The organism is Lactococcus sp. LG606 (assembly GCF_017309645.1).
Taxonomy (GTDB): Bacteria; Bacillota; Bacilli; order Lactobacillales; family Streptococcaceae; genus Lactococcus; species Lactococcus petauri.
The window spans coordinates 1,060,259-1,084,409 of sequence record NZ_CP071301.1 but is presented as its reverse complement, the minus strand read 5'-3'; the positions used below and the strand labels follow the sequence as shown (position 1 = coordinate 1,084,409).

At 40.3% G+C, this 24,151-nt stretch carries 24 protein-coding genes; 14 read left to right on the top strand and 10 right to left on the bottom strand.

Annotated features, from left to right (window positions below; genetic code table 11):
• The first annotated feature begins 61 nt into the window (after positions 1-61).
• Genes kduI through J0J35_RS05260 form a run of 4 tightly spaced genes read left to right on the top strand, consistent with a single transcriptional unit; the run spans position 62 to position 3,386 of the window.
• Entirely contained in the window at positions 62-907 is an 846-nt protein-coding gene (gene kduI / locus J0J35_RS05275) for a 5-dehydro-4-deoxy-D-glucuronate isomerase (RefSeq protein WP_165719832.1), read from the top strand.
• A gap of 32 nt (positions 908-939) precedes the next feature.
• Positions 940-1,746 (top strand): gluconate 5-dehydrogenase, encoded by an 807-nt coding sequence (locus tag J0J35_RS05270; RefSeq protein ID WP_061412431.1) that lies wholly within the window; start codon positions 940-942, stop codon positions 1,744-1,746.
• A gap of 30 nt (positions 1,747-1,776) precedes the next feature.
• A complete protein-coding gene (locus tag J0J35_RS05265) occupies positions 1,777-2,745 on the top strand; it encodes a sugar kinase (RefSeq protein ID WP_206918112.1) in 969 nt (322 codons plus the stop codon).
• Positions 2,745-3,386: a bifunctional 4-hydroxy-2-oxoglutarate aldolase/2-dehydro-3-deoxy-phosphogluconate aldolase gene (locus J0J35_RS05260; protein WP_019335434.1), complete on the top strand. Its 642-nt coding sequence runs from the start codon at positions 2,745-2,747 to the stop codon at positions 3,384-3,386. Before J0J35_RS05265 ends, J0J35_RS05260 begins: the two co-directional genes overlap by 1 nt.
• Before the next feature lie 39 nt (positions 3,387-3,425).
• Here the strand turns inward: J0J35_RS05260 and J0J35_RS05255 are convergent, their stop codons facing one another.
• The 9 genes from J0J35_RS05255 to J0J35_RS05215 all read right to left on the bottom strand — a co-directional run bounded on the left by J0J35_RS05255 (position 3,426) and on the right by J0J35_RS05215 (position 11,775).
• A complete protein-coding gene (locus J0J35_RS05255; protein WP_019294124.1) occupies positions 3,426-3,563 on the bottom strand; it encodes a hypothetical protein in 138 nt (45 codons plus the stop codon).
• 270 nt (positions 3,564-3,833) lie between these two features.
• On the bottom strand, positions 3,834-4,484 hold the full coding sequence (locus J0J35_RS05250; RefSeq protein WP_117518098.1) for a GNAT family N-acetyltransferase: 651 nt from the start codon (positions 4,482-4,484) through the stop codon (positions 3,834-3,836).
• Positions 4,477-4,854: a PaaI family thioesterase gene (locus tag J0J35_RS05245; RefSeq protein WP_019335436.1), complete on the bottom strand. Its 378-nt coding sequence runs from the start codon at positions 4,852-4,854 to the stop codon at positions 4,477-4,479. The genes J0J35_RS05250 and J0J35_RS05245 overlap by 8 nt, the downstream gene beginning before the upstream one ends.
• Positions 4,851-5,954, bottom strand: coding sequence for an o-succinylbenzoate synthase (gene menC, locus J0J35_RS05240; RefSeq protein ID WP_206918110.1), 1,104 nt, complete (start codon positions 5,952-5,954; stop codon positions 4,851-4,853). The genes J0J35_RS05245 and menC overlap by 4 nt, the downstream gene beginning before the upstream one ends.
• The gene (menE, locus tag J0J35_RS05235) at positions 5,944-7,296 is read right to left on the bottom strand and encodes an o-succinylbenzoate--CoA ligase (protein ID WP_206918098.1); all 1,353 of its coding nucleotides are present in this window, start codon (positions 7,294-7,296) and stop codon (positions 5,944-5,946) included. The genes menC and menE overlap by 11 nt, the downstream gene beginning before the upstream one ends.
• Positions 7,297-7,299: 3 nt before the next feature.
• A complete protein-coding gene (menB, locus tag J0J35_RS05230; RefSeq protein WP_003134096.1) occupies positions 7,300-8,142 on the bottom strand; it encodes a 1,4-dihydroxy-2-naphthoyl-CoA synthase in 843 nt (280 codons plus the stop codon).
• Positions 8,143-8,172: 30 nt separating this feature from the next.
• Positions 8,173-9,000, bottom strand: coding sequence for a 2-succinyl-6-hydroxy-2,4-cyclohexadiene-1-carboxylate synthase (menH, locus tag J0J35_RS05225; protein ID WP_141920862.1), 828 nt, complete (start codon positions 8,998-9,000; stop codon positions 8,173-8,175).
• Complete coding sequence (gene menD / locus J0J35_RS05220; RefSeq protein ID WP_206918095.1) at positions 8,990-10,636, bottom strand: 2-succinyl-5-enolpyruvyl-6-hydroxy-3-cyclohexene-1-carboxylic-acid synthase; 1,647 nt, start codon at positions 10,634-10,636, stop codon at positions 8,990-8,992. The genes menH and menD overlap by 11 nt, the downstream gene beginning before the upstream one ends.
• A 2-nt stretch (positions 10,637-10,638) precedes the next feature.
• A complete protein-coding gene (locus J0J35_RS05215) occupies positions 10,639-11,775 on the bottom strand; it encodes an isochorismate synthase (RefSeq protein WP_206918090.1) in 1,137 nt (378 codons plus the stop codon).
• A gap of 80 nt (positions 11,776-11,855) precedes the next feature.
• Between J0J35_RS05215 and J0J35_RS05210 the strand changes: the two genes are divergently transcribed.
• The 4 genes from J0J35_RS05210 to J0J35_RS05195 all read left to right on the top strand — a co-directional run bounded on the left by J0J35_RS05210 (position 11,856) and on the right by J0J35_RS05195 (position 16,380).
• On the top strand, positions 11,856-12,425 hold the full coding sequence (locus tag J0J35_RS05210) for a GNAT family N-acetyltransferase (protein WP_019335442.1): 570 nt from the start codon (positions 11,856-11,858) through the stop codon (positions 12,423-12,425).
• A complete protein-coding gene (locus J0J35_RS05205; protein ID WP_019293212.1) occupies positions 12,418-13,698 on the top strand; it encodes a DRTGG domain-containing protein in 1,281 nt (426 codons plus the stop codon). Before J0J35_RS05210 ends, J0J35_RS05205 begins: the two co-directional genes overlap by 8 nt.
• Positions 13,699-13,709: 11 nt before the next feature.
• The gene (locus tag J0J35_RS05200; RefSeq protein WP_191672779.1) at positions 13,710-14,639 is read left to right on the top strand and encodes a bifunctional oligoribonuclease/PAP phosphatase NrnA; all 930 of its coding nucleotides are present in this window, start codon (positions 13,710-13,712) and stop codon (positions 14,637-14,639) included.
• A gap of 169 nt (positions 14,640-14,808) precedes the next feature.
• On the top strand, positions 14,809-16,380 hold the full coding sequence (locus tag J0J35_RS05195) for a zinc ABC transporter substrate-binding protein AdcA (protein ID WP_305067160.1): 1,572 nt from the start codon (positions 14,809-14,811) through the stop codon (positions 16,378-16,380).
• Positions 16,381-16,442: 62 nt separating this feature from the next.
• Here the strand turns inward: J0J35_RS05195 and J0J35_RS05190 are convergent, their stop codons facing one another.
• Positions 16,443-17,408, bottom strand: coding sequence for an asparaginase (locus J0J35_RS05190; protein WP_019293209.1), 966 nt, complete (start codon positions 17,406-17,408; stop codon positions 16,443-16,445).
• Between the two features lie 261 nt (positions 17,409-17,669).
• On the opposite strand from J0J35_RS05190, the gene J0J35_RS05185 reads away from it, so the two are divergent.
• The 6 genes from J0J35_RS05185 (at position 17,670) to J0J35_RS05160 (ending at position 24,080) form a co-directional block, all read left to right on the top strand.
• Complete coding sequence (locus tag J0J35_RS05185) at positions 17,670-19,076, top strand: Cof-type HAD-IIB family hydrolase (protein WP_206918165.1); 1,407 nt, start codon at positions 17,670-17,672, stop codon at positions 19,074-19,076.
• Between the two features lie 117 nt (positions 19,077-19,193).
• Positions 19,194-19,853 carry an HAD family phosphatase gene (locus J0J35_RS05180; protein ID WP_019293207.1) on the top strand — a complete coding sequence of 220 codons (660 nt, stop codon included), beginning with the start codon at positions 19,194-19,196 and terminating at the stop codon, positions 19,851-19,853.
• 60 nt (positions 19,854-19,913) lie between these two features.
• On the top strand, positions 19,914-21,881 hold the full coding sequence (locus tag J0J35_RS05175; protein ID WP_206918089.1) for a DHH family phosphoesterase: 1,968 nt from the start codon (positions 19,914-19,916) through the stop codon (positions 21,879-21,881).
• A complete protein-coding gene (gene rplI / locus J0J35_RS05170; RefSeq protein WP_014024508.1) occupies positions 21,878-22,330 on the top strand; it encodes a 50S ribosomal protein L9 in 453 nt (150 codons plus the stop codon). Before J0J35_RS05175 ends, rplI begins: the two co-directional genes overlap by 4 nt.
• A 1-nt stretch (position 22,331) precedes the next feature.
• On the top strand, positions 22,332-23,708 hold the full coding sequence (gene dnaB / locus J0J35_RS05165) for a replicative DNA helicase (protein WP_019293205.1): 1,377 nt from the start codon (positions 22,332-22,334) through the stop codon (positions 23,706-23,708).
• 108 nt (positions 23,709-23,816) lie between these two features.
• Entirely contained in the window at positions 23,817-24,080 is a 264-nt protein-coding gene (locus J0J35_RS05160; protein ID WP_206918085.1) for a Veg family protein, read from the top strand.
• The last annotated feature ends 71 nt before the right edge of the window (positions 24,081-24,151 follow it).

The following is a 24,151-nucleotide window of genomic DNA, read 5'->3' as shown; positions in this document are numbered from 1 at the left end:
AAATCGGTTTAGTAAATCGGTTCATTAATTCTATAAATAACAAATAAAAAAGGAGCATCAGATGAACAATCAAACAATGGATACCCGTTACACACACTCACCAAAGGATATTGCGAAATTTACGACACAAGAGCTGCGCGAAGAATTTGCAGTAGAAACCATCTTCGAACCTAACTTTATTCATTTGGTTTATTCGCACAATGACCGCTTGATTTTTGGCGGAGTTGAACCGACAGAAAAACCTTTGGAAATTGTTCTGGATAAAGTTCTTGGAGTTGAATATTTCTTAGAACGTCGTGAACTTGGTGTCATTAATATTGGTGGTGATGGCAGTATTATCATCGACGGCCAAGAAGATGAAGTTTTACACCGTGATGGCTACTATATTGGAAAAGGGACAAAGGAAGTTATCTTCAAATCTAAAGATCCGCAAAACCCAGCAAAATTCTACGTGGCTTCAGCTCCAGCTCACCAAAAATACCCGAATAAAAAAATCGCTCTGGCAAATATTAATCCTTTAACACCGGGTGATGATGAACATATGAATAAACGCAAAATCAACCAATATGTTCACCCAAACCAAGTCGAATCTTGCCAACTCCAAATGGGTTTAACATCACTTGCTCCTGGTTCTGCATGGAACACTATGCCTTGTCACACACATGAACGTCGTATGGAAGCTTATCTGTACTTTGAATTGCCAGAAGACAATGCCATTTTCCACTTCATGGGTAAACCCGAGGAAACAAAACACTTAGTGCTGCAAAACGAACAAGCGGCAATCAGTCCAAGTTGGTCCATCCACACAGGTGTAGCCACAAGTAATTACTCTTTTATTTGGGCAATGTGTGGTGAAAATATCACTTATGACGATATGGATATTGTTCCAATGAACGAACTTAAATAATAAAAAATAAACGAAAGCAGAAAGAGAAGATTATGACTGAGAATATTTTAAACGCCTTTTCACTGGAAGGAAAAATCGCCCTTGTAACAGGAGCGACTTACGGTATCGGCTTTGCCTTGGCATCAAGCTATGCCAAAGCAGGAGCAACGATTGTATTTAATGACATCAACCAAGAAGCAGTTGATCGCGGTATGGCAGCTTACCAAGAAGCAGGCATTACAGCGCACGGTTATGTTTGTGATGTGACTGATGAAGCAGGAATTGATGCAATGGTTGAGCAAATTGAAAAAGAAGTCGGCATTATTGACATCTTGGTCAACAATGCCGGTATTATCAAACGTACACCGATGATTGACATGTCAGCCGCTGATTTCCGTCAAGTGATTGATATTGATTTGAATGGTCCATTTATCGTTTCGAAAGCAGTTATTCCAGGTATGATGAAGAAAGGTGGCGGTAAAATCATCAACATCTGTTCAATGATGTCAGAGCTTGGTCGTGAAACAGTTTCAGCCTATGCTGCTGCTAAAGGTGGTTTGAAGATGTTGACGAAGAACATTGCCTCAGAATACGGAAAATACAATATCCAATGCAATGGTATTGGCCCTGGCTACATTGCGACACCCCAAACAGCGCCCTTACGTGAATTACAAGAAGATGGTTCACGTCATCCTTTTGATTCCTTTATCATTGCCAAAACGCCAGCAGAGCGTTGGGGAGAACCAGAAGATCTTGAAGGCCCAGCAGTCTTCTTGGCTTCGAAGGCTTCTGACTTTGTCAACGGTCATATTCTCTACGTAGATGGCGGAATCTTAGCCTACATTGGTAAGCAACCATAAAATAAAGAGCTGAACCTTGGAGAAAGAATTATGCCAAAATTTATAACAATAGGCGAGCCTCTAGTCGTGATGGCCTCACAAGATGTGGATGTCAGCTTAGATGAAGCAGTACATTTCAAGAAATACCTCGCAGGAGCAGAATTTAATGTTGCATTTGGTATCAAACGTTTAGGTCACAGTGCGGGCTATGTATCCAAAGTTGGGGCAGATACTTTTGGACGGTTTATTACTGAGGCTGCACAAGAGGCAGAGCTGGATACGCAAAACTTGATTTACGATGAAAACTTTTTGACAGGCGTTTATTTGAAACAATGTGTGAGTATGGGGGATCCGGTTACTTCATATTTTCGTAAAAATTCAGCTGCTTCAAACTTGAAGATAGATGAGATTGATTTATCTACTTTAGCAGATGTTCAGATTGCTCATCTTTCAGGGATCTTTCCAGCATTATCGCCCAGAACACTTCAAACTTTTAGAGCGTTTAATGATAAGCTGCAGGAAAATAAAGTCTTCACGGTATTTGACCCAAACCTTCGTCCAGCGCTTTGGAAAAATCAAAAAGAAATGGTAGATACTCTCAACAACTTAGCGAAGAACAGCCAAATCGTTTTACCGGGTATTAATGAAGGCCAGATACTGATGGGTTCAAGCCAACCAGAAAAAATTGCTGATTTTTATTTGAGCCAAAGCAGTCTAACCGAAAGTGTTGTAGTGAAACTGGGCGCTGAAGGCGCATTTGTCAAAACGAAAGCTGGTGCTACTTATACCGTTTCTGGCTTTAAAGTGGACAAGGTCGTTGATACAGTAGGCGCAGGCGATGGCTTTGCTGTCGGCTTAGAATCTGCTTTACTTGAAGGTAAAACGCTGGAAGTTGCTGTACATCGTGCGTGTGCTATTGGCGCTTTGGCAGTTCAAAGTGCGGGGGATAGTGAAGGATATCCGACACGTCAGGAACTTATGGATTTCTATAAGAGTCAGAATTATCAAGGAGATTTATAATGCAAAGAGCAGAATTATTGGAAAAGGTGATTAAGTCGGGTGTTGTTTCAGTGGTACGCGCAGATAGTGCCGAAGATGCCGTCAAAATAGTAGAAGCAGTTGTAGACGGTGGGATTAAAAGTATTGAGCTGACTTATTCGGTACCTCGTGCAAACGATGTAATTGCTGATCTTGTAGCCACATATGCAGGAACTGATGTGATGATTGGTGCAGGGACTGTTTTAGAAGCGACCTCAGCACGTTTAGCAATTATTGCCGGTGCTCAATTTATTGTGAGTCCAACTTTTAACAAAGAAGTTGCTAAAATCTGTAACCTGTATCAAATCCCTTATATTCCAGGAGTGATGACCCCATTAGAAGCACAAACAGCGATGGAATATGGCTCTGAACTCATCAAGCTTTTCCCAGGAGATATTGCAGGAGCTGCGATGATTAAGGACCTCAAAGGTCCTTTCCCTTACATCAATGTGATGCCATCTGGTGGTGTTAATGAATCAAATGTGGCAGAATGGTTTAAAGTCGGAGCGACTGCTGTCAGTGCAGGAGGTGGTGTGACAGCACCGGCCTTAACGGGTGATTTTGCAGGTGTTAAAGTGAATGCTGAGAAGTTTATGCGGGCCTATGAAGCCGTAGGAAAATAAATGAAAAGCTTATATCGTTTTGATATAAGCTTTTTACTTTCATTCCTTTTCTAAAAGAATCCGTTTAATCTCCCGAAGCTCTCTTTTAGTGCGGCTTTGGTCAAGTGCTAATGACAAAACCCCAAGAGCTAAGAAAAAATTTGCGATTTCGGATAGGATTGTAAATAATTCAGTCATTGATTATCCTTTAGCCTATCTGTATTTAATTTTACTCTTGTCATTGTTGTTTTTCCTCTCTATCAAGCTTTTTTCTCAAGATAAAATATATTTATCTAAAATATTATCACATTTTAAGTGTTTTAATTTTTAAAAATTCATTGAAAGATGAAGAAAATTATTCTACAAATATGGAGGGAGCTAACAATATAACAGCGGGATTACTTTGTGAAGCTAAGAAAATTCTAATGTGTTGATGCGATGATTTCCGGAGTAATATTAGTAAATGAGTCAACCCACTCGCCCCGCATAAACATAATATTCCTCAACATCCTCTTCTGAAACTTCCGCATCATTACTCCAAGAGAAACGCTGTGCGGCGATTCTTTTTAAGCCTTTCTTCTCGTAAAAAGGATAGTTGGAATAGCTGTCTGTAAGTAGGAAGAAGGTTTTTGCTTTATTTTCTTTTAAGTAATCAAGGAAAAGCTGATAGAGTGTGCTTCCAAGACCTAAGCCTTTGTAGTTCTCATTTAAGATTAAGAGGTTTAAGGCAGCATCAAAGGTTTCCTTGCTTTGCTGTATAAGTTCCTCATTGAGCTTCATGGTTTCCAAGTAAAAGTCAAAAACGGTTTCTGGTTTTCCTTGGTTGATAATTAAACTCAGAGCTTCAAGTTGGCGGTACCTTATCCGACTTTTGGGAAGTAAATCAGGAGTGAGAGCAGCAGCGACGACGCCGATAATTTTCCCCTTATCTTTAGCGACAAAGACTTTTGTGGAGGTCAAGAGGATTGTTTCAAGAAAAAAATCAGCCATAGGCAAGACATTTTCTTGTTTATTCCACTCTTGATAAGCCCAAGTGTCGATAATTAATTGATTGATATCCGCAAGTTCGGCTTCATCTATATCCACCAATTCTGTAAATATTATGTTGTCTTTATTCATATCTTTTTGCCACAATAGCGTTGGTTACAGTGACTTGTGCTACTAAAACCTCACGCGCATCTGTAAACTTCAGCTCCCACACATGTGTACGCCCACCTTTGTGCAGAAGAAGACCTTGAGCAAAGAGTATTCCTGTTGCTTTAGTTGGGTTTAAATGATTGCCATTGACCGCTTGGCCGACAGCAAAATGTTTATCGTCAAGCAAGAGATTACTTGCCATACCAGCAGCAACCTCAGCAAAGGCCAGCGTTGCACCACCATTTAAGAAACCTTGAGGTTGCGCATGAAAGTCCTCTAAAGGCATTTGAGCGGTAAAACCTGTTGGGGTTAAAACCAGCTTTTGAATACCCAGTTGTTCAATTAAATTCATGTAAAAATCTCCTTTTTCACGGTGTAATATTCAAGTGCTGCTTGATTGATAGATACACCCAAGCCCTTGCCACGCGGTCTATTCATCTTGCCTTCAATAAATTTAATCTCTGGTACGATTAAATCTTCCGTAAAATAATAGGACGAATCTGACAAATCCCCTGGCATGATATTGTCGCTTAAAGTGGCCAGTTGTGTATGCAATATCTTGGAAATACCACTTTCGACCATACTGCCAATCCAGAAGGAAATGTTATTTTTCCGGCAAAAGGTGATAGCTTCTTTTGTTTGATAAAGTCCACCTAAGCGGCCAATTTTGATATTGAGCATGGTTTTTTCCTTAAGTTGAGAAAGGGTCTGTAAATCACTCCAACTTTGGACATTTTCATCAAAACAGATAGGTGTTGAAAGCTGCGGAAGAATGTCTTTATAATCTTCGAGATTATCAGTAGCAAAAGGCTCTTCAATGCAGACAAGTCCAAATTGATCGAGCTTTATCAGCGCTTCGATATTTTCAAGGGCATAAGAACGGTTGGCATCAACAGCCCATTGGAGCTGAGGATAATGCTCCACAGCATATTGGATGCGTTCAAAACCATCTGTGGGCTTAATTTTAAGCTTTATTCTTTCCACACCTTGGGCGATTAAGGCTTCGATTTTTTCAGGAAGCTGCTCAAAAGGCACATCGCCCAAGACGGCCCCACGGGATAAAGCTTCTGTCAATGGCTCAGGAAAAAGGGCAGCGATTGTATTTTTTCCTTGAGTTTTGTAATAAAGGTCCAGCAAGGCATTCTCCAAACCTGCCATTGCCATCGGTAAGGGTTGCTCAAAAAACTCATGAATCTCAAAGGGATGTGTGAAGTTTGCTGTCATTACTTTTGGAATGTAAGTCTGCGACAAGCATTCCCATGAGCTGTCAAATGTTTCTTGCGTGTAGAAAGGTGTGGTGAAGCTTACGCATTCACCATACCCTTGATGGCCGGTTTCGTCTTCGACAATGATAATAATGGTGTCACGCTGCTTCAGCTCACCTTTGGCTGTCTTGAAGTTAAACTTCATCGGAAGTTGGACGTGATTCAAACTAATCGATCTAAGCTTCATGTTTTAAATTTTTCCTAAGGATTTTGCCTGAGGCATTTTTGGGTAGAGCATTCATTTTGATAATCTGACGGGGAAGTTTATACTTGGCCAGATGTTGACGCAAAAAGCTTGTAATTTCTTGTATATCGGGCGTCCCAGCGTAGAAAAGAAGTGGCACTTGACCCCAAGTCTGATCTTCCTGCGGGACAAGCGCACATTCGATAATTCCCTCTAAGCTATAGAGTAAATCCTCAATCTCTTTGGGATAAATATTTTCTCCACCGGAAATAATGATATCTTTACGACGATTGAGAATATAAAGGAAATTGTCCTTATCAAGATAGCCAATATCTCCAGTGTTGAATAGATGAACGTCCTCTTGATTAAGATAACCTTTCATGAGCATTGGCGATTTTAGATGTATTTCGCCAGCCTGATCAGCATCAGGGTTTAAAATTTTAATCTCCACGCCAGGAAGTGCTTGACCGACAGAAGTTAGCTTGTCCGGATGTTCCAAAATGTTGAAGGTAACAGATTGGGAAAAAGTTTCGGTCATCCCGTAAGTTTTGTAGACAGGTAGACCTTGTGCAAAACATGCCTGTATCAAAGGTTGGGGAATAAATTCCCCCCCTAACAAGAGGACGCGAAGACTTTTGGCAGCAATTTTTTCATGAACACGTTTAAGCATGGTCGGTACCATGGAAACCATATTGATCGAGCTGTTATTAATTAGTTTAATCAACTCTTCCTCATCGAAAGAAGCACGTATGGTGGCCTGAGTGGCATTATAGAGGCTGCGCATGATGATGGATAGACCACTGACATGAAACATGGGGAGAACGACAAGCCAGTTGTCTTCTGGAAGAACGCCCATGGTTATTGCAGAAGCAGCCACATGTGCCGCAAGCATTTTCCAAGTGATAGGTACTGATTTGAACTTTCCAGTTGTCGCACTGGTGTTCATGATTACAGCAATTTTCTCTGGCGCTGGCTGCCAATTGAGCACAGCTCTGCTGGTTTCTAAAGAATGGATATCAGAGAAAGACAAGTCTGCTGGATAGGTTTGCTGGTCCGAAGCAATCAGCAGTTCCACATCAAGTTCAGTCAGTTGCTCTCGGATTTCATTAGCTGTAAGATGGGTGTTGAGCAAGAGGACTTCCTTATCCAAAGCCAACAGCGCAAAGAGCACAATTGCCATCTCTGGCGAATTTTCTGAAAGAAGAGCTAGGCGGTTGTGCCTAGCTGTTTCTTTGTTTAAATGTTGGGCTGTCTGAACAGTTTTATCGTAGACTTCTTTAAAAGTCAGTTGATTTAAGAAAAGTTTATTTGGCGATTTTTCAGCCTGTTCTTTTAACCATTTCATAGCTTATGGGAATTTAGGGAATTGATCAAAGTCGGGTTTGCGTTTTTCTTTGAAAGCATCGCGCCCTTCTTTGGCTTCATCGCTGAGGTAGTACATGAGCGTTGCATCACCAGCAAATTGTTGCAAGCCAGCAAGTCCATCAGTTGCAGCATTCATTGAGCCTTTAAGCATACGAAGTGCCATTGGTGACAAGGCAAGCATTTCTTCGGCCCATTTAACTGTTTCGTCTTCAAGTTGATCAAAAGGTACAACAGTGTTTACCATGCCCATATCCATTGCTTCTTGTGCAGTGTATTGACGGCAGAGGAACCAGATTTCACGTGCTTTCTTTTGACCAACCATAGCAGCCAAGAGTCCAGCACCATAACCAGCATCAAAAGAACCAACACGTGGGCCTGTTTGACCAAACTTAGCATTTTCAGAAGCAATCGTTAAGTCACAAACGATGTGGAGAACGTGCCCACCACCGATAGCAAAACCGTTGACCATAGCAATAACAGGTTTTGGTGTGATACGGATCAAGTGTTGCAAGTCTAAGACGTTAAGACGAGGGATTTGATCTTCACCAACATAGCCACCGTCGCCACGGACTTTTTGGTCGCCGCCAGAACAGAAAGCTTCTTTGTCTTCGCCTTGGCCGTGATTAGCACCTGTCAAAACAATGACACCAATCGAAGTGTCATCACGTGCTACAGTAAAGGCATCAATAAGTTCCACCACTGTTTTAGGGCGAAACGCATTACGTACTTCAGGACGATTGATCGTAATTTTCGCAATACCGTTATAAGTTTCGTAAATGACATCTTCGTACTTGCGGTCTAAAGCAAGCCAGTTATATTTTGACATAATTTGTCTCCTTTTTTGTTTATTTATTCATTATAGCATGGCTGAGTCATGCAAATGTGTCTTTAAGATTAAATTAAAATGTTGAGGTAGTTCCAGATGTACATTATGCCCTGCGCCCTCCACAATCAGACTTTGCGCTTTTGGATAAGTACCGATTTGTTCAGCGATTCGTTTATATTTTTGATCCAGAGCTCCAGTGATATAGATTAGGGGTAAGTTTAAATCTGGGAGCTTCTCTGAAATGTCTGGAAGCTTTCCTTGGCTGGTAGCGCGTAAAGTTTGGGCCAGGGCATGAGGTGCATTTAGGGCGCGACTGGACCAAATTTTATATTGCTCTTCCTGAGAAAGATTTTGTTGACTTTTGAAGATGGGAAGTGCGCCCCAATAATTTGCAAACCAGACAGCACCATTTTCCTCGATTTGTTCAGCCAAGTGAAGATCAGCTTGGAGACGTTTTTCACGTTGATTACTGTCAGCTATGCCAGGGGCAGCTGATTCAATGATAAGTTGTTCAATGGGCTGTTCAGGAAAGTTCAGTGCAAATTGCAGTGCAATCCGTCCACCCATGGAATAGCCCAATAAGCTGTAGCTTTTTTCTTGAAAAAGGTTTTGAATGATTTGTCGGAGCTGCGCACAAATGCTTGCCAAACGGTAAGCATCAAGTTGTTCCGGCTTGCTGGACTTTCCATGTCCCACAAGGTCTAAAGCAAAGATTTGGTAGCCTGATATATCTAAAGCATCCCAAGTCGAAGCAGACTGGCTAAAACCATGTAAGGCTAAAAGGGGCTTACCTTGACCATGTATCCTGACATGAAAGGTAAGGGAATCAATCTGGATATATTTATCTTCAAATAGCATAAGTCGTATATTTTTTGTGCAAGTCTAAGCTCACATCCTTGTCTGTTTTTATTTCCAGAAGATGAATACCTGTTTGAGTAAAGCTTTGACTGAATTGTCTTTCAAAGTCCTGATAATCTCCCACGAGATGATAATCTAGCCCCACCAATTGTGCTAAGCCTCCAAAATCTAAACCGTGTGGCGTTGAGAACAGATAGTCAAAATGTGGTTGCCCCTTTTGCGCCAAATGGTGGAAGATTCCGCCACCGTCATTGTTGAAAAGGACGATAGTCAAGTTGAGCTGATGGGTTTTGCCTACGATTAAGCCATTGATATCGTGAAGCATAGAGAGATCACCGGTTAAGAGGACCGTAGGTTGTCCGCTCGTAGATATACCTAACGCGGTTGACTCTTGTCCGTCAATACCATTGGTACCGCGGTTTCCTAAAAGACGAACAGTGGCTTGACGACTGCGCCAAAAGTAATCAACATCGCGTATGGCCATCGAGTTAGAAATCAGAAGCTGTGCTTGTTCCGGAAGAAGGTCTTGCAGACTTTGAACATAACGTCCTTCAAAAGGTGCAGTTTCATCTTTAACTGTATCGAGTTTTTGGCGCATGGAGTGCTGATAGTCTTGCCACTGCTTGAGTGCCCTTTTACCAGAAGTTGAAGGTTGAACTGCTTCACAAAAAAGTGCTGGTTCAGCCTGAATAACCTGTGTCGTGGTTTGACTTGGATTGCGATAATCAAGTGCCGAATCAACTTGGATATATTCTGCCTCAGGATTGCGAGCAATTAATTGTAAAACGCGTTTTGATACAGGAATTTGACCAAACTGAAGAAAACAGTCAACTTTAAGTGTATTGAGGATTTCTGCCTGCGTGAGAAAAGCATCATAAGCATCAATAATATTGGGATGACTAAAATTACGTAAATTAGACAAAGGATCTGCCAAGATAGGTGCGTGAATCTTTTCTGACAGGTCTAAAAGTGCTTTTTGATAATCCGAGTTACTATCAGGTCCTGCGAGAATAATCACATTGCCGCTTAATTCAGGAACAAGCTGCGGCTGAATTTTCCCTTGACTGAGAGAGAAAGGCTTGTGACCTTTTTGGTAATGTTCCGGGTTGAGTTCTGGAATCAAAGGCTCACCGATAGGCACATTGATTTGTACGGCAGCAGCGGGAACATTGGTAGATGCCATATAGGCACGTTGTGCGACCTTACGTGGATAAGTCCAGAAATTATTAGCATTGGGATGACTTAACTCTTCATAATGGTTAACGAATTTGCCAAAGTAATCCGCCTGATTTACAGTTTGTGCAGCGCCCACAAATTGCAAGTCATTGGGCCGATCCGCGCTCAAAATAATCAGAGGTACACGACTGTGTTTCGCTTCAGTAATGGCGGGGAGATAGTGAGCAGCAGCAGAACCAGAAGTACAGATAAGAACTACCGGACGTTGTTGAGCTTTGGCTATACCAAGGGCAAAAAAAGCAGCCGAGCGCTCATCAATATTGACATAAGTGTCATATTTGCCGTACTCTTCAAAAAGCATGGCAAGAGCTGTTGAACGTGAACCCGGGCTAAATACAGCTTCACGTACGCCTAGATTGAAAAATTCATCAACAAGTGGTGCTAAATATTCATTGTTCATTTTTAAAGTGCCTCGAGTATTGTTTTTAATTTTATCTTTGTTTCATCAAATTCAGCTTGACAGTCTGAAGCGGCAACAATGCCGCAACCGGCATAGGCGTAACATGTTTTCCCATCAAATAGTGCTGAACGAATGGCGACGATGAGTGTTCCATCTCCTTGAGCATCGATTAGACCTAAAGGTGCCGCATAAAGTCCGCGTTCATGTTTTTCATTGGCACGGAGGAAGTCAAGCGCCGCTTTACTAGGTTGTCCGCCCAGTGCTGGTGTAGGATGAAGGTGCTTGGCCCAATCAATTAAGGAATGGGACGTATCAACCGTCGATAAGAGTGTTCGAAGATGAAAGACATTCTTCAAAGCCATTATCCCCGTTTCCCCTATCTGAACATGGGGTGACTTCTCTAACATCTTGTCCTTAATCTTTTGGACAACAATTTGGTGTTCATGAAGATTTTTCGGGTCTTGAAGTAAGCGGGTATCGCCATGAGCAAGGGAACGGGGAAAGGTTCCAGCTAAAGCATAGCTCAGAATATGATTACCTTCTTTCTGGACCAAAATTTCAGGTGAAGCACCAAGAAATGTTTTACCAGCTTTATGATAAGCAAAAATAAAAGCTGAAGGGTTATTTTCTATCAACCGCTCAAGAATTGGCTCAATCTTAAAAGTCTGCTCACTCGTAAATTTAATTTGACGAGAAGCTACGATTTTGATTGTTTTACCCTGCGCAATATTTTCCTGTAACTTTTGGTAAAGACTTTGCCATTCTTGATAATCCGAAGCTTCTTCTGTATAGCTGTTGGACAGTTTACTTCCCTTTTCGTCCGTAATTTCTGGGAGAGAATCACAGGACAAAACATAAGACTCTGTAGGTGTTTGTACAAAGTAATGCTTAAAAGCGACAATCTCGTTTCCGAAATCTTGCCAAAGCTCATCATTTACTTCATCAAAAAAACTCTGGCTGTAAAAAACGTAAGGATAGTTTGCGATATCTTGTTCTTGCACAGCTTGCAAGCGTTGACTGGCAATAATCAAAGTTTGCTTTTGGCTATCGTACCAAAAAAAACGCTCACTAGGGTCAGGGAAAGCAGACCAAAAGGCAAGCGGGTGCTCTAATTTGAGATTTATCCGTCTATAGTTCATAGTAATGAAATTATATCACAGATAGCAGAAGTAACGTGATATAATAGGCTTATTAAAAATAAGAATCTGGAACAGTGAGAATGAATATCAATGTAAAACTTGCGGAACACCAAAAGATTGAAACCAACAGGCTATGGCTTCGTCCTTTTGTCATGTCTGATGCAGCCGATATGTTTGAATATAGCTCTGATGCAAGTAATCTTCAATTTGTCTTTAATCCCCATCCAAATCTTGCACATACCAGCTTTGTCATAGCCAATCATTTCATGAAAGAACCCTTAGGTAAATGGGCAATCGAACTAAAATCAGAGCAAAAAATGATTGGTTTGATTCAGTTTTCAAAGCTGGTTGAGCAAAAGGGTACAGCAGAATTATCCTATGTACTTCACAAAAAATATTGGAATCAAGGTCTGATGACTGAAGCGCTCGCTGCGGTAACCCAAGTTTGTCTTAAAGAGATTGGACTGAAGCAACTTGTGCTTAATTGTGATCGGGAAAATCTCAGCTCGATACGGGTGGCTCAAAAAGTAGGCTATAAGCGAATTGGCCGTTTTAAAGGTAGCACACAATACAATAAAGGACGCATCTCTGAATTCGAGGAGTTTGCTATTAAAAAAGGAAATCAAGTCTTAGGAGTATCTCATGTCTAAACACGAAGAAATTCTTAATTATATAGAAAAACTTGACATTGGTAAGCAAGTCAGTGTCCGTAGTATCGCTAATCGTTTAAAAGTGGCAGATGGCACAGCTTATCGTGCCATTAAAGAAGCAGAAAATCGTGGTTTAGTTGCTGTAAATGACCGCTCAGGTACTGTTCGAGTATCGGTGAAAGGACAAAAACGTAACCATAAGTTGACTTTCGGAAAAATTGCTGAAATTGCCAGTGCTGAAATCTTGGGTGGACATGCTGGACTTGAGGTTGAATTTAGTCGTTTTTCCATCGGTGCCATGCAGCCGGAAAGTGTGAAAAAGTTTTTGATGAAAAACAGTTTGATGATTGTCGGTGACCGTAAAGACATTCAGAGTATGGCTTTGCATGGTCAAAGCGCTGTGCTTGTTACAGGGGGGTTCGATGTTGATCAAGATGTTATTGATTATGCAAATGAGATGGGGATTCCGCTTATGCGCGCGACTTACGACACCTTTACAGTTGCAAATCGTATCAGTCATGCTTTAGCAAATGAATTGATAAAAAAAGATATCATCACAGTAGCTGAAATTTCCCACGATCATCGCCCTGCATTACGTGAAGAAGATACGGTAAAAGACTTTATGGAACTAATGAAGCGGACAAATTTAAGTCGTTTTGTAGTAGTTAATCCACATCGTGTAGTTGTTGGCGTTGTCAGCATGCGCGATATTGCTCATAAAAGTCTAGATACGCAGATTAACAAGCTGATGAACTATCCCGCTGTTGCCAAGCAAAAAATGACGGTGGCGAGCATTTCACAAAAGATGATTCATGAAGGTTATGACATCATGCCGATCGTGAATAAGGATTACACCTATGCTGGTGTGGTGACCAAGTCTGAAGTGCTAGAAAGTCTTCAAAGAAGCCAAGAAGAAAGCCAAGTGACACATACCTTTAGTGAAGACATGTCCAGTAAGATCAGTGAAAAAGGCTCTGCATATACTGTGATGGTTGAACCGCTCATGGTCAATAATGTCGGAAATATTTCAAGTGCTGCTCTGAGTGAGATTGTCGCAATCGTCGTTCAAAGAACGCTTGACAAAAGACGGCGCAGAAATGTTATCCTAGAGTCAATGAATCTCAACGTGATGGGCACGGTCGCGATTGATAATCTCTTGGAAATTTATCCTAAAGTCATCAACGAGACCCGTTTAGGCGCGGTTGTAGATATTGAAATTTATTATGTCAACAATATCATCGCCAAAGCGGTTGTGAATCTACAAATTACATAAGGAAAAAAATAATGAAAGAAATACTTACAAAAATCAAAGAATACGACACGATTCTCATTCATCGTCATAAAAATCCAGATCCAGATGCGCTAGGCTCTCAGTGCGGTTTGCGTGCCATTTTAAGAGCAAATTTCCCCGAAAAGAAAATTTATGCTGTGGGTTATGATGAACCAACACTTACTTATTTGGCCGAGATGGATCAGGTGGAGCTGGAGTCGGGGACAAGATACCTTAGTATCGTCTGTGATACAGCAAATACACCACGGATTGATGATGACAGATGGATGCAAGCAGACTATGTCATTAAAATAGACCACCATCCAAATGATGATGCTTACGGAGATTTACGTCTGGTTGAGCCCGATCGCAGTTCGGCTTCCGAGATTATCACGGATTTTGCATTGAACCATGGGCTAGCTTTGAATGAAGAAGCAGCGCGTCTTCTTTATGGAGGGATTGTTGGTGATACTGGACGTTTCCTATATCCAGCAACCTCAGCTCAAACCCTTTATTTAGCAAGTAAGCTTGCAGAGTTTGACTTTGACCGTCCAGCTTTAGGACGAGAAATGACCTCATTTGATATGAAAGTCGCGCGTTTGCAAGGATATGTTTACGAAAATCTTGAAATTTCCGAAAATGGTGCAGGACGTGTGCTTTTAAGTAAAGAGGTTTTGGAAAAATTCAATTTACGGGATGCCGAAACATCAAGTATCGTTGGCACCCCAGGAAGTATCCGCGATGTACAATCATGGGCGATTTTTGTGGAACAAGCAGACGGACACTATCGTGTTCGGATGCGTTCAAAAACTGTACCTATCAACGAAATTGCTAAAAAGCACGATGGAGGTGGACATGCTTTAGCTTCTGGCGCTAACTCTTATTCTTTGGAAGAAAATGAGCAAATTTGGCAGGAGTTGCAAGATAATTTGGAGAAGAAATAGTAGAAGTACTTTGTTAAAAAACTTTTATAAAAAAACAGCTGAAGGGGCCTCTTCCTTCAGCTGTTTTTTAGTACAAAATTTAAAAATTAGTTAACTGGTTGACATAATAAAAAGAATAAGATATACTAAACCGGTAAACTAAAAAACAAACTAAAAAAGGAGATTTTAGGTGGTAATATTTTATAAGGAAAAGAAAAAAAGAGCGTTTAATCATAAGAAAAAAATAGGAGCTGCTTTATTAGGAGTCGTCTCACTCAGCTTACTCACTGCTTGTCACACAACTCAAAATAAAGCCAGAACAAACACAAATGGCGAAAAACTGTCTATTGTTACGAGCTTTTATCCCGTCTATGAATTTACAAAGAATATTGTGGGAGATGAAGGTGAAGTTAAGCTGCTAGTTCCGGCAGGGGCCGAGCCACATGATTATGAACCCTCAGCAAAAGATATGACAACAATTAGCAACTCAGATGTCTTTGTGTACCATAATGAAAATATGGAGACATGGGTCAATAAATCTAAAGCTTCATGGAAGAAGGATAACCCCAAAATTATTGAAGGAACTCAAGGACTTCTTTTACTTCCTGGAATGGAAGAAGAGCATGAGCATAACCATGAGGAAGAAGGGCATCATCATGATTATGACCCACATACATGGTTATCTCCTAAAATGGCAATAAAAGAAGTTGAAGTAATTGAGAAGCAGCTGAAAAAAATATACCCACAAAAAGCTAAGGCATTTGGAACTAATTCTGCAAAATATCTGAGTAAGTTAAAAAAATTGGATGAAAAATTTAGTTCAGAATTAAAAAATGCAAATCAGAAAAGCTTTGTAACCCAGCATGCAGCTTTTCGTTACTTAGCTCTAGACTATGGTTTAAAACAAATTCCCATATCAGGACTTAATCCTGATCAAGAACCTTCTGCCGCACGCTTAGCGGAATTAAAAAAATATGTAGAGAATAATGGCATAGAATATATTTATTTTGAAAATAATTCAAACAATAAATTCGCAAAAACTTTAGCGAGTGAAGCCAAAGTAAAAATGGCTGTCCTAAATCCATTAGAAAGTCTTACAGCAAAACAAATTAAGGAGGGGGAAAACTACGTCTCTGTAATGGAGGAGAATTTGGAATCCCTTAAGAAAACGGCCTCTGTTAAAGGTAAAGAAATAAAAGCAGAACACTCTCCTGAAAGTGAAAAAAATGTAGAAAATGGATATTTTTCGGATACTGATGTCAAAGATCGTTCATTGACTGACTACGCAGGAAATTGGCAGTCAGTGTACCCTTTGCTCCAAAATGGCACTTTAGATCAGGTGTTTGATTATAAATCAAAAATTAAGGGAGATAAGTCGCCTTCTGCATATAAGAAGTACTATGCAAAGGGATATGAGAGTGATGTGAGTAATATTTTGATTGATAGCCATACAATGACCTTTACGAAAAATAATGTAAAACATAAATATCACTATGAGTACAAAGGATTTAAAATTTTAAATTACGAAAAAGGTAATCGTGGAGTGAGGTATCTTTTTGAAACCGATGATAATAATGCTGGCGAGTTCAAATATGTACAGTTTAGTGATCATGCGATTTCACCGATGAAGGCAGCACATTTCCATATTTTTTATGGTTCAGACAGTCAGGAAAAAGTACTTGAGGAGCTTGAAAATTGGCCAACATTTTATCCAAGTGATTTATCACCACAAGAAATAGCACAAGAAATGATTGCTCATTAAACTATATATTTTGGAACTTAGATTGAGAAAAAAACAGCCGAGAACTTGTCTCGGCTGTTTTTTTAATTTTCGACAAATTTCTTAAGTGCGTGCCCTTCCAAGCCACCATTCAAGCCAATCAAGAGTTTGATGCGTGCTTTTTGAGAATTTACTTCAGGAGCAAACATCACACCAGCTTCTGCCAGTTTAGAACCACCACCTTCATAGGCGTAGACTGGTTCCGCTATACCATTGAAACAACGGGAAACGAGTACCACAGGAATACCAAGCTTGATAATATTCATTAATTTTTGTGCGGCTGTAGGGGGGAGATTACCTGCCCCCAACGCTTCAATAACCAGGCCATCTAAACTACTCAAATCAAATAAGTCAAAGACTTCACCGGTCATTCCGGCATAAGCTTTAACAATCGGGACTTTTCCTTTAACAGAAGAAATATCAAGATGTTGATTTTCGCCATCAGTATGGAAATAAAAGAGTTTGTGCTTTGTGGCTAAGCCAACTGGTCCGTGCGTTGGTGTCTGGAAAGTCGAAACATTGGTCGTATGTGTTTTTGTTACATATCGTGCTGAATGAATTTCATCATTCATTACTACAAGAACACCGCGATCATGAGAAGCATCATCAGCAGCAACACGGAGTGCACTGAGGAAATTATAGATACCATCTGTTCCTAATTCGTTGCTTGAGCGCATTGCGCCTGTCAATACAATTGGCATACCACGTGGAATTGTTGAATCCAAAAAGAAGGCTGTTTCTTCAAGTGTATCCGTGCCGTGAGTGATGACAACACCGTCAAATTCTTCTTGGTCGAAGGCTCTGTTGATACGTTTTTTGATCAAGAGCATTTCTTTTGGGGTGATGTGCGGACTAGGAAGGTTAAAAATATCTTCAGCGACCATGTGAATCGAATCAAGGTGCATATCTACCGAATTCATAGGGTTAACCGCGTTTGGCGCCACGCGACCACTGGCATCTTCTGCCATAGAAATGGTCCCTCCAGTATGCAACACTAAAATCTTTTTCATTAGTCAATTTCCTTTCAAACGTCAATAAAGTAAATTTATTATAGCATATTATAGGAGGGAATAAACAGCGACAAAGCTAAGTCCTCAACCATTTAGAAAATAATTAAAAAGAGTAGCATTTTAAATTTGGGGAACAGCCATTATTCGTGGAATTTTGGAAAAAAACCTGTATAATTAATAGGATAAGAAAGCTTAACGACGGGGTGAATTTAGCCGATAAGCAATAAACACATGAAGAATTTATGAGTATAAGGCATGGAAATGGATATAAAAGCAGTATTTTTCGATTTAGACGGCACTCTTTTTACGGGGACAAGATCAGTGGCTCCGAGTACGCGCGTTGCTATCGATGAATTAAAACGTAAAGATATATTAGTCGGGATCGCTACAGGACGAGGCCCTGCTTTTGCTTTGCCTTTGATGGAGGAACTTCATTTAGATTTTGCGGTAACTTATAATGGACAATACATTTTTACACCGAAAGCTGTTTTACATGCAGAAGAGATTGATAAGAGGACCTTACGCAAAATCGTTCGTTTTGCCAAAGATAATCATCGAGATATCTCTTTAGGAGCAGCTCATGGTGTTAACGGCTCTAAACTTTTGAAATTTGGTGAAACACGGATGGCAGGGATTATTTCAGGTATTTTACCATCAGGCACTTCGGACATTGCGCGAAACAGTTTCAAGCATGTCGTACGTCGTGTGGTTCCACAGTCCAATTTTCTGAATATCTTGCGTGAGCCCATTTATCAAGTCATGATGGTCGCAACTCAATCAGAAACGGAAATGCTTGAAAAAGAATTTCCTAATTTGATGATTACGCGCAGCAACCCCTACTCTGTGGATATGATTCCATGTGATTCTGGCAAGCTTCGTGGTATCAAGATGATTGGTGAGCGTTATGGTTTCAATGAACATCAAGTCATGGCCTTTGGTGATTCGGAAAATGATTTAGAAATGTTAACACATGTCGAATATGGTATCGCGATGGGTAATGCTTCTGACCTTGTGAAGCAAAAAGCGACACATGTCACGACAAGTAACAATCATGATGGGATTGCTAAGGCACTTGCGCATTATGGTCTGATTGATTTCTCAACCAGTAATAATTTTATTTCACGTGATCAAAACTTTAATAAAGTAAAAGAATTCCATAAAATGATGGACGGGCGAAGCCAAGAGATTCCGCGTGCTTTTCCACCGCTGGAAGCGGGTTATCGTGCCGGATTTAAGGTCGAAGAAATTGTGGAATTTCTCTATGCTTCAGCAAATGGGGATAGTGATAAGTTTGACGAACTGACAGCAAATCTGCATGCAGATGTGGATAAGGCAGTCCGCAAGGTTAAACGCAAAGCAAAAGAAGAAGCGCCGCTGATTGGTGAAGTCGATGCATTGATTGATTTGCTTTACTTTACTTATGGAAGTTTAGTGCTTGCTGGTGTTGATCCTTATGATATTTTCAACTTTGTCCATGCAGCAAATATGGGTAAAATTTTCCCAGATGGGCAACCGCATTTTGATCCAGAAACACATAAAATTTTGAAACCTGATGATTGGGAAGAAAAATATGCCCCAGAAGGAAAAATAGAGCGTGAGCTTGAAAGACAAAAGAGAATTGCCTTGCGAAAAGCGCGTGTGCGTGAAGAAGACAACAAGAAAAAATAAAAAAGAAATCGCTGTAAGGCGGTTTTTATGCTTTTCACATCAGAGTCACAAACTCCGCCCCAAAATATGTTATAATAAAGCAGATATAAGCAGACAATTAGGGAGTTTTAGGTGAAAATGAATAAGTTTAAAGCGGTAATTTTTGACATGGACGGTGTTCTCGTTGACACGGAACAATTCTATGCTCAAAGACGTGAAGAATTCTTTAGCAATCATAATATTTCAATTCAACATATGAAATACTCTGATTTTATTGGAGGAAACATGCGAGAAATCTGGCCGCAAATCTTAGGTGTAGATTTTGACCAAGACGAAGCAGCCAAGCTACACGCAGCATATTTAAAACTAAAAGACAATAATCCACTTCCTTACAAAGAATTGCTTTTCCCAGATGTTAAGGCCGTTTTAGAAGCCTTAGAAAAAGATAACTATAAAATCGGTTTAGCTTCAAGTTCGGCCATGCAAGATATTGACGAAATGCTTAATGTACATGGTTTACGTCCCTACTTTAAGTCGATTCTTTCTGGTAATGACTTGAAAGCAACCAAACCGCATCCAGAGATTTATCAGCTGAGCATGAAGGCGCTCAATGTAAAGCCTGAGGAAACCTTAATCATTGAGGATTCCGAAAAAGGGATTGCCGCAGGTAAGGCAGCTGGAGCTACAGTCTGGGCTATTGAAGATACGCGTTTTGGAATGAATCAGGCTGCAGCAGATGCATGGTTCCCCAATCTCACGGCTGTTAAAGAAAAGCTAGAAAGTCTTTCAACAAACTAACAGCCTTGCGCATTCAAAAATATAGCCAATGTGTAAATAGACGCATAAAAGGAGAAGGAAATGAAAAGTGTACAGAGATTTTCACCAATAACAATTGTGTTAGTCATGGTTATCGTGCAAGCTCTGGAAAGTTTCTTGCTTATCTTTTCGGGCTCACGAATGATGGCTGTGTTCTATCTGTTTTTGATGAACATCCTTATCACAGTCGGCATCTTACTTCAAGCTCGAAATTATCGTTTAAGAAGAGTGGAATTCATCAGAAAAATAAATGATGAAGCAGAAAACTCACTCAATGCAACCTTGGACAATATGCCTATCGGTGTCATTCGCTACAATAAAGAGACCTATGAACCGGAGTGGTTCAATCCCTTTATCGATTTGATTTACCATGGGGATGATCGTGTCCTTGATAAAGAAGAAGTTAAGGCAATTATTCAAAAGTATCATGAAGAAAGAAACCAATTTTTCACGATTGAGAAGAAAAAATATTTTATCACCTTAGATGATGAAAAAAATCTTATTTATTTAGCAGATGCAACTTCTGAGGCTAACAGTCGTGAGAGCTTGCAGGAAAGTCGTGCTGTTATTGGAAGTATTTCGGTTGATAACTATGATGATGTCACCGATTTGATTGCGGACAGTGAACGAACTAAGGTTAATAGTTTGATTGCCAGCAATTTGGAAAGTTTCGCAAGCAAGTACGGTGTTTATTTGCGTCGTGTATCAAGCAGCCGTTACTATTTCTTTTGTGATTATGGCATTTTGAACCGAATGATTGAGGATAAGTTTTCTTTACTGAAAGATTTTCGGAAAAATTCAGCTGAAAGCAAGATTCCCCTTACCTTATCTGTGGGGGTATCCTATGGCTGGAATGATTTCCCAAGTATTGGTAAAACCTCCCTCAACAACCTTGAGTTAGCTTTAGTTCGCGGTGGGGACCAAGCAGTCCTTCGGGAGAACACACCGCAAGCCAAAACAATTTATTTCGGTGGTAATTCTGAAAGCCGTACTCAAAAATCAAGAACGCGTGCGCGGGCCATCTCAACAGCATTGCAAACTATCATTAGTGAAAGTGAAGATGTCTTTATCGTTGGGCATCGCTTCCCAGATATGGATGCCTTAGGGGCGGCAATTACGATGAAAAACTTTGTCAACATGTCAGGAAAAGAAGCTTATGTGGTTTATGATCCGGAGCAATTGATGCCAGAGGTGAGCCGAGCTATTGATCTAGTAAACGAAACTGAAGAAGGCTTCGCACATATTATTAAACTTGAAACAGCTTTTGATATGAAGACTGAAAACTCCTTGCTTATCATGGTTGATCACTCGAAGACGACACAAACACTCAGTCTTGATTTCTATAAGTCCTTTAGTAAACTAGTTGTTATTGACCATCATCGTCGAGATGATGATTTCCCTGAGCATGCCCTGCTTTCTTATATTGAATCAAGCGCAAGTTCAGCCAGTGAGTTAGCAGTCGAGCTTTTACAATTTCATGAATATAACTCGAAAATGACGGTAACTGATGCTAGTATTGCACTAGCTGGGATTGAGTTGGACACGAAACATTTCACCAAAGCAACAACTTCCCGTACTTTTGAAGTGGCTGCTTATCTACGCTCGCAAGGTGCTGACAATAACCTGATTAAAGGAATTTTGGCTACTGAGTTTGAAAAATATAAAAAAATTAATGAAATTATTCTCAACTCAGAATATGTTGCCCCAGGAGTTGTGGTTGCCTTAGGTAAACCCAACCAAAAATATGACAATGTTGCGACAGCTAAAGCTGCAGACACTCTGCTAGATATGGCAGATGTTCAAGCAGCATTCTCTATTACAAATCATCAAAATGGTTATATTTCCATCTCGGCGCGTTCATTTAAAGACTATAACGTCCAAACGATCATGGAAGCCATGGGAGGTGGCGGACACTTTAATGCCGCCGCAACACAAATATACGAACGAAATATCGATGAAGTCAAAAAGGACCTCATCGCATTAATTAAGGAAAGAGAGAACGAACAATGAAAGTAGTATTTTTAGCAGATGTAAAAGGACAAGGAAAAAAAGGCGAAATCAAAGAAGTACCAACAGGTTATGCAAATAACTTTCTCCTTAAGAAAAATTTAGCAAAAGTTGCAACAAGTGCTGCTGTAGCAGAACTTCAAGGTAAAACAAAAGCTAAAGAAAAAGAAGAAGCTGAAGAGCTCGCAGCAGCTAAAGCATTGAAAGAACGTCTTGAACAAGATGATGTAATGGTTGAAATCAAGATGAAGGTTGGAACGACAGGTCACACCTTCGGTGCTGTGGATAAAGCAGATATCGCGAAAGCACTTCAAAGTCAATTGGATGTTAAAGTAGACAAACGTAAAATTCAATTGATTAATAAGATTCAAGCGCTTGGAATTAAAGATGTTCCAATCAAATTGCACCGTGATGTAACAGCTACAGTCAAGGTCAAAGTAAGCGAGAGATAACATGCCTGATATTGATATTATCAAAGCACCACCACAAGATTTAGCCGCCGAACAAGCCGTTTTGGGGGCTATTTTCCTTGATAGTGACCGCTTGATTGAAGTGAAAGAATTTCTTTCTACGGATGACTTTTACAAAAACGCACACAAGATTATTTTCCGAGCCATGGAACACTTGTCGGACAATCGTGAAGCGATTGATGTGTTAACTGTCCGCTCGCTTTTAGAAAATCAAAACGACTTAGAGACTATCGGGGGCATTGCTTACATTGCTGAGCTTGCTACTGCAACACCAACGGCTGCTAATGCCTCCTATTACGCAAAAATTGTTGCTGAAAAATCTTTACTGCGTCAGTTGATTAATAAATTAACACAAAGTGTAGAGAAAGCTTATAGTCAGGAAGATCCAGCCGAGGATGTTCTTGCGGAAGCTGAAAAGTCATTGATTGATGTGCAGCAAGGGCGTAATACATCAAGCTTTCGTCGGATTTCAGACGTCTTGTCGATGAACCTAGACGATCTGGAAGAACGGGCTAAACAAAAATCAACGATTACAGGTATCGCGACAGGTTATCCGGCCTTGGATGCCATGACGACTGGTCTCCATGAGGAGGAACTTATTATTCTTGCTGCACGTCCAGCCGTGGGTAAGACTGCTTTTGCTTTAAATATTGCACAAAATATTGGGACAAAACAAGATAAAACGGTGGCTATCTTTTCATTGGAAATGGGTGCAGAAAGCCTTGTTAACCGGATGCTTGCAGCTGAAGGAACGATTGAATCGCATAACTTACGTACCGGTCAGCTTAATGACGAAGAGTGGAACCAGTATTTTATTGCTATGGGGACACTTTCGAAAGCAAGTATTTACATTGATGATACTCCAGGGATCAAGATTACAGAAATACGGGCACGCTCTCGTAAACTCGCACAGGAAACAGGCAATCTTGGCCTAATCGTTATTGATTATTTGCAGTTGATTTCGGGGACAGGACGAGAAAATCGCCAACAAGAAGTTTCAGAAATTTCACGTCAGTTGAAGATTCTGGCTAAAGAGTTAAAAGTTCCTGTCATTGCTTTGAGTCAGCTTTCACGTGGAGTAGAGCAACGTCAGGATAAGCGTCCTGTCTTATCAGACATTCGTGAATCTGGGTCAATTGAGCAAGATGCTGATATTGTCGCCTTTCTTTATCGGGACGATTATTATGACCGTGCCGGAGCAGATGACGAGGATGATGGCTTTAACGATGTCCCAGAAGTAGACAATAAAGTCGAAGTTATTATTGAAAAAAACCGTTCAGGAAGTCGGGGAACTGTCGAGTTACTCTTCCTGAAAGAATACAACAAATTTGCTAGTATCGATAACAGATATGAAGACTAGCATTTCTAGGGGTATTCATGTTATAATGGATAAGATTTAAAATTTAAAATGGTAAGCTAGGCGGAAAACGCCTGTCTTTGCATTTCTAGAGAAAAATTGGAGAGTAAAATGGATAACCAAAATCAAAGCCAAGAAGTAGGAAAAATCGTAGATATCAGAAAACAAGTTGAAGAACATGTTGGTCAAACCATTGAAATTACATCACAATTTGGACGTAAACGTGAAAATCGTCATAAAGTCAACTTGATTGAGACTTATGGCACACACTTTGTTATTGAAAATATTCCAGCACGTGGTCCAAAAACAACAGAGTCTTATCAATATGCTGACATCTTGACTCAAACAATTTTGATTCACTATCCAAATAAATAAATTGTTTATTTGTGAAGTTTTCTAGTAGTGAGTGCTCATGTAACTAACTGCAACAATATCTAGTGTTTGCT